The organism is Eubacterium ruminantium (assembly GCF_900167085.1).
GTDB classification, from domain to species: domain Bacteria; phylum Bacillota; class Clostridia; order Lachnospirales; family Lachnospiraceae; genus Eubacterium_Q; species Eubacterium_Q ruminantium.
In genome coordinates, this window is the sequence record NZ_FUXA01000030.1 from 1 (window position 1) to 4,802 (window position 4,802).

Consider the following 4,802-nt stretch of genomic DNA (forward strand, 5'->3'; position numbering starts at 1 on the left):
TTTAATATCCTAAGTCCTTCGTTGAGAATATTAATGGCAGCATTAACATCTCTATCATGAAGTGCTGTGGAATCAACTTCTTTAAGCCACTCTAGTTCTGTTTTAAGTTGTTTCATATCGTTTGCACATTGAACATATGAGAAAGTTATTTTACTTTGCTCATACATCTCGATTCTTTTAGCAAGATACTTATTGTATACAAAACGACAACATCCAAATGTTTTAGTTATTATTTCTTTCTGTTTTTTATTCGGATATATTCTATATTTGTAAGCCTTTTCCACATTTTTCACCTCGCTTATCACATATTATTATGGCGATTCATCTCACTACTAAAGTGGTGAGTGTTCTCGTTTAATCTATAAATCTATGCCTCCAAAATCTTAAATCAATTTTTAATTTCCTCCTTTATTGTCACGATATCACAACATAATATTTTTGTCAATGTTTAATTTCTTCCTTTATCCCGAACCTCTCATAACTAAAGTTTGTTTTGCTTACGCTTTTAAAATTACACAAGATATATTAGGATCATACTCACAAGGTACTCCTTTATATTTCATAATAGCATTCACTGGTTGTTCTCTATGAATAAACATGGTGCTTGCAGTAATCATTTCTATAAAGTTTTTGCCGATATACATATGCGGTGCAACACCAAACTCTACTTCAAAATCATCAATAGCCTCATCAACGTCATGTTCCCAAAATGGATTATCTTTAATCTCTACTATCTGTGTCATAATCACACCTCCTAATATCAACAAGCTCTTGAAACCAATCAAGGTAATGCTCTGCATCATAAATATGATCTCGACAAAAATATGCAGGATACCCATTCTTATATGCAACAACATATGGTTCGTTTTTATCTATCATTTTAAAACAAGTATTACATCTTCTAAAAAGATCTGATATTATCTCATCAAAGAACTCTTCTTCTTTTGTCATATCTCATTCTCCTCAAATACGAACTTTAATGGATTTGTCTCTTCAACTGGGATTATATTTGCAGGAACAATTTTAACCGATATATTTGGTGGCAGATAATCTTTGACTTGATTTATATATTCTTCAGTTCCATATACTATAAACTCTTTGTCCTCAGAAGCACTTGCCTTGACTTTATCAACCAACTTTAAGATTTCATCTCTTGTTAATTTCCATTTTTCTTCCTCGCTTTCAAGAAGTGTTTTTGATGGTTTCCATGAATGCGGTACATCGGGTCTTTTATCTGCGTAAAACTCACATTTTTCAGCATCTATTGGTGTCATTGTTTTCATGCAAAAACAACCATAACCATAACCTTCAAAATATTCCCATTCAATACAATCCTCACATTTCATTCTTCTTCCTCGCTTTCCTGTGGCTCAACCTCTGTCCTCAAAACATCAAGAAATCTTTGAAGCATATAATCGGCACCAATGATCTTACCTTGTTCTTCTGCTATTCGCCTGTCGCAATCTCTTGCATAATCATTTCTATCTTCTGCTATTGCTTTGAGAATTTTATCCTTTTGTTCTTTTGTCATTCCTTATCCCTCACTTTCTCCAATTCCAATTTGTGTAGTTGAACACGATATATCCGAGGAAAACATTTATATCGAAACAAGTATCTCCGTTCTTCCTACTCGCCCCATTAGTTCTGATTCTCCATATCGGTTTCTGCCCGATTTCTTTCCATGGAACTTTATAGTTATGCAATCCGATGTATCTTGTATTGTTTTTCCACCAACGTTCAAGATATGTTTTGTGTCCGTTCATACTTTCTCACTTTCTGTCATATTCTTATTCATAGCATCGTAATACCCCTTTTTGATAAGCTTTTTCTAACATTGCTACATTCTGTATTGCTGAACAGCTGGCTTTGGTGACATCTTCCCCATACATATGTAGGTTCTTGGCATACATATAAGCTAAAGCCAACACTTGTAAATCTTCTTTGGTTAATTCTTCTAACAAGGTTTCTTTCTTCAACTTTCGCCCTTTATTTAAAAACATTCCTTATCCTCACTTTCCGCCTGTGGCTGGAAATTCCACCATTTTTCAAGCTCGTTATAGCATGATTCACACAAGTCGTACGGTTTATCAAGATATGGCTCAACCTCATCATATACAAATTCTGCGATGCCATACGCCTCAAATCTTTTCTGATTCCACTTTTCAAATTCCTTTTTACACCTATCACAATACGTAATGACTTTGAGCTTACGCATACCCTATTCCTCACTTTCTCTTTTGTACTTGTCAAGAATGGCTATATCTATCAAATGTGCTTTATTAGCGGCTGTCCAATCCGCTCTTAATCTAGCAGGTGTATTTCCACTTGTATCATCTTCAATGATATGGCAAGCTATCTCGGCTCTTATCTTGTCAAGAACATCTGATTTAATAAAATCACTAAGGTCAGACAGTTTAATGGTCATTGAAGTGCCAACATCATCCTGTATAGTTATCCAAGTCCCATCTATATTTGGCAAAAGTTTAAGGTTACATATATTGGGATATGCTGAACTAAAACCCTTTACTTCTTTTGATTTCATTCATCATTCCTCACTTTCTGCCATTCTTGCTCCACAGTTAGGGCAAAACCTATTTTCTTTTTTCCATCTGATTTCGTCATAGGTTTTCCATCTTTTGCGACATGACGGACACCTTACCGTTAACCCAAGTCTATCAAATATTGTTTTTTCAAATTCCCACTTTCCTTTCTTGCGTGTAGGTGTTACTGATGGCAAATCATTAATTGCCTTGCATACACTTTCGTAGTTTCCGTTCGATATCAACAAACCTTTTTCGGCAAGGTCAAGCACCGCCTCTCTGCTGATACAATCCTCACAAGGCTCTTGCTCTAATGTCTTGATAATAGCCTCATAAATATCCTCATTTTCCGACTCAAGTTCTGCTTTCATTTCGCAAAATTCGATTATTTCTTCTTTTGTCATTCCTTATCCTCACTTTCTTGTAGCAGTGCTTCATCTTCAATATCTCTTACATTTACCTTTTCCAAAACTCCAACGATATTCTGGCATCCACAATGCGGGCAATCAAAAGCATTATAGTAAACTGTACCTTGTGTTAAACAATTAAGCCCAACGGGTCTTCTAACCACCTCATATCTATTCTTTGCAAGAAGTCTAAATCTCCTGCCACATACATTACATTTTCTCATTCCTTATTCCCCACTCTCTGCTTTTGTGTTGTATTAGTGCATTTAACTCATTTACCTTGTCAACTAGCATATTTGCCGTATCAACTAACTCTTTATCTGTATAGCCATATTCATCCATAACGAGATATTCAGATTTAATTTTACTAATCTTATCCTCACTTTCTGTCCTGTATTCGTCAATAACATCTAATGCCATGCCAAATGCTGAATACTGCGATAGCAAGTTTAAATCGTTCGTATCGCACATTTTCTGTAATTTCTCTATCTTGGCTCTTATCTTGTCTAGCACCTCTGATGGCTTGCCCCAATCTTCTAAGCCATAATCAAGTAATGCTCTTCCGTAGCCTCTTCTATAGCCATTGTCCCAGATGTCTTCCTCATGTTCGCCATGTAAAGGGCAATCTATCTCCTCATCGGCATTACCTAACATCTGTTGTGCCATCGTTAAAGCTTCTTCTACCTCTTCTGTGTAATCTGTATCATCTACCATAAATTTGACCGCATGGATCACTTCTGCGCATCTTTTATTCGTCATCGTCTTCTCCTTTCATCGTTTCAGCAGCATATTCATATATCTTTAAAGTAAAATCAAGTTGTTTGTGGCAATTCGGGCAGTTTGTCGGTAAAACTTTTTCGCCCGGTTCAAAATGTTTATAACCGCAGTTAGTGCAGTAATGATAGTTGAACCAACCATCATTTATTTCTTGCCATCTTGCTTTAGCCATCCTCCCACCTCTCTAACTCATCTTTGCTCCACAATAAGGACAATAGTTATATCCCTGTATAAATGTGCCGAATAACTTAATTTCATCTTTATTTTTTAAAGAAAATTTACAATTACTACATTTAGCGAGGCTTTTTTCTTTGTTAACCATCCAATGCCCCACCTTCTTTGACTCCTCAACAGTCAACTCCACCATCTTATCAATGTAAGCCTCTTCAACTGCTTGTGCCCTGTCTATTTCTTCATCGGTGTACTTTGGTGTGACGGATGGTAAATCATTAATTGCCTTGCATACACTTTCGTAGTTTCCGTTTGATACCAACACACCTTTTTTAGCAAGGTCAAGCACCGCCTCTCTGCTGATACAATCCTCACAAGGCTCTTGCTCTAATACATTGATAATAGCCTCATAAATATCCTCATTTTCCGGCTCAAGTTCTGCTTTCATTTCGCAAAATTCGATTATTTCTTCTTTTATCATTCTGACTCCTCACTTTCTGCACAATATGCATAAGACTGCAATAACTGTATGTTTTGCGCAATACTGTCTCTAATCGATTGAAATACACAAGCATCTACATGCTGATTGTTATTGCATAGTCTTTCAAATTCTGCTCCTGCGTATATTCGTGCAATTTCTAAACTATCATGTAATTCCGTCATGTTAACATTGTTCATTTTCCAAATTTGATTCTATATTTGTTTTAATCGCTTCCCAATTTTCAATTAATTCAATAAAACTATTTTCCCAATATTTAGAATTACGCCTACTTATATTATTTGTTGCGTCTATATAATCATAATAATCATCATCTGATGGTTTTGATGATTCGTATGTACCTATCCACCATTTTATTGGATTTTCGGAATATTTATCATCATATAAACTAATACTCGCCCTATGCGT

14 protein-coding genes are annotated in these 4,802 nt (G+C 35.5%); all 14 read right to left on the reverse strand.

The window, feature by feature from the left end; genetic code table 11:
• The coding region (locus tag B5D25_RS12570; RefSeq protein ID WP_159444187.1) for a helix-turn-helix domain-containing protein at positions 1-284 on the reverse strand (284 nt) is incomplete at its 3' end.
• Positions 285-497: 213 nt separating this feature from the next.
• Entirely contained in the window at positions 498-743 is a 246-nt protein-coding gene (locus B5D25_RS12575) for a hypothetical protein (RefSeq protein ID WP_078788306.1), read from the reverse strand.
• Complete coding sequence (locus tag B5D25_RS12580) at positions 721-951, reverse strand: hypothetical protein (protein ID WP_078788307.1); 231 nt, start codon at positions 949-951, stop codon at positions 721-723. The genes B5D25_RS12575 and B5D25_RS12580 overlap by 23 nt, the downstream gene beginning before the upstream one ends.
• Entirely contained in the window at positions 948-1,346 is a 399-nt protein-coding gene (locus B5D25_RS12585; RefSeq protein WP_078788308.1) for a hypothetical protein, read from the reverse strand. Before B5D25_RS12585 ends, B5D25_RS12580 begins: the two co-directional genes overlap by 4 nt.
• Positions 1,343-1,531 carry a hypothetical protein gene (locus tag B5D25_RS12590; protein ID WP_078788309.1) on the reverse strand — a complete coding sequence of 63 codons (189 nt, stop codon included), beginning with the start codon at positions 1,529-1,531 and terminating at the stop codon, positions 1,343-1,345. Before B5D25_RS12590 ends, B5D25_RS12585 begins: the two co-directional genes overlap by 4 nt.
• Positions 1,532-1,787: 256 nt before the next feature.
• On the reverse strand, positions 1,788-2,000 hold the full coding sequence (locus tag B5D25_RS12600; RefSeq protein ID WP_078788311.1) for a PIN domain-containing protein: 213 nt from the start codon (positions 1,998-2,000) through the stop codon (positions 1,788-1,790).
• Positions 1,991-2,215, reverse strand: a complete 225-nt coding sequence (locus tag B5D25_RS12605; protein ID WP_078788312.1) for a hypothetical protein — start codon at positions 2,213-2,215, stop codon at positions 1,991-1,993. The genes B5D25_RS12600 and B5D25_RS12605 overlap by 10 nt, the downstream gene beginning before the upstream one ends.
• Positions 2,216-2,218: 3 nt before the next feature.
• The gene (locus B5D25_RS12610) at positions 2,219-2,542 is read right to left on the reverse strand and encodes a hypothetical protein (protein ID WP_078788313.1); all 324 of its coding nucleotides are present in this window, start codon (positions 2,540-2,542) and stop codon (positions 2,219-2,221) included.
• A gap of 3 nt (positions 2,543-2,545) precedes the next feature.
• Complete coding sequence (locus B5D25_RS12615; protein ID WP_078788314.1) at positions 2,546-2,944, reverse strand: hypothetical protein; 399 nt, start codon at positions 2,942-2,944, stop codon at positions 2,546-2,548.
• On the reverse strand, positions 2,941-3,171 hold the full coding sequence (locus tag B5D25_RS12620) for a hypothetical protein (protein ID WP_078788315.1): 231 nt from the start codon (positions 3,169-3,171) through the stop codon (positions 2,941-2,943). Before B5D25_RS12620 ends, B5D25_RS12615 begins: the two co-directional genes overlap by 4 nt.
• Positions 3,158-3,706: a hypothetical protein gene (locus tag B5D25_RS12625; protein WP_078788316.1), complete on the reverse strand. Its 549-nt coding sequence runs from the start codon at positions 3,704-3,706 to the stop codon at positions 3,158-3,160. The genes B5D25_RS12620 and B5D25_RS12625 overlap by 14 nt, the downstream gene beginning before the upstream one ends.
• A complete protein-coding gene (locus B5D25_RS12630; protein ID WP_078788317.1) occupies positions 3,696-3,896 on the reverse strand; it encodes a hypothetical protein in 201 nt (66 codons plus the stop codon). The genes B5D25_RS12625 and B5D25_RS12630 overlap by 11 nt, the downstream gene beginning before the upstream one ends.
• A gap of 12 nt (positions 3,897-3,908) precedes the next feature.
• Positions 3,909-4,376 (reverse strand): hypothetical protein, encoded by a 468-nt coding sequence (locus tag B5D25_RS12635; RefSeq protein WP_078788318.1) that lies wholly within the window; start codon positions 4,374-4,376, stop codon positions 3,909-3,911.
• A gap of 183 nt (positions 4,377-4,559) precedes the next feature.
• Positions 4,560-4,802 (reverse strand): hypothetical protein (locus B5D25_RS12960; protein ID WP_159444188.1); only part of this gene is annotated, 243 nt, incomplete at its 5' end.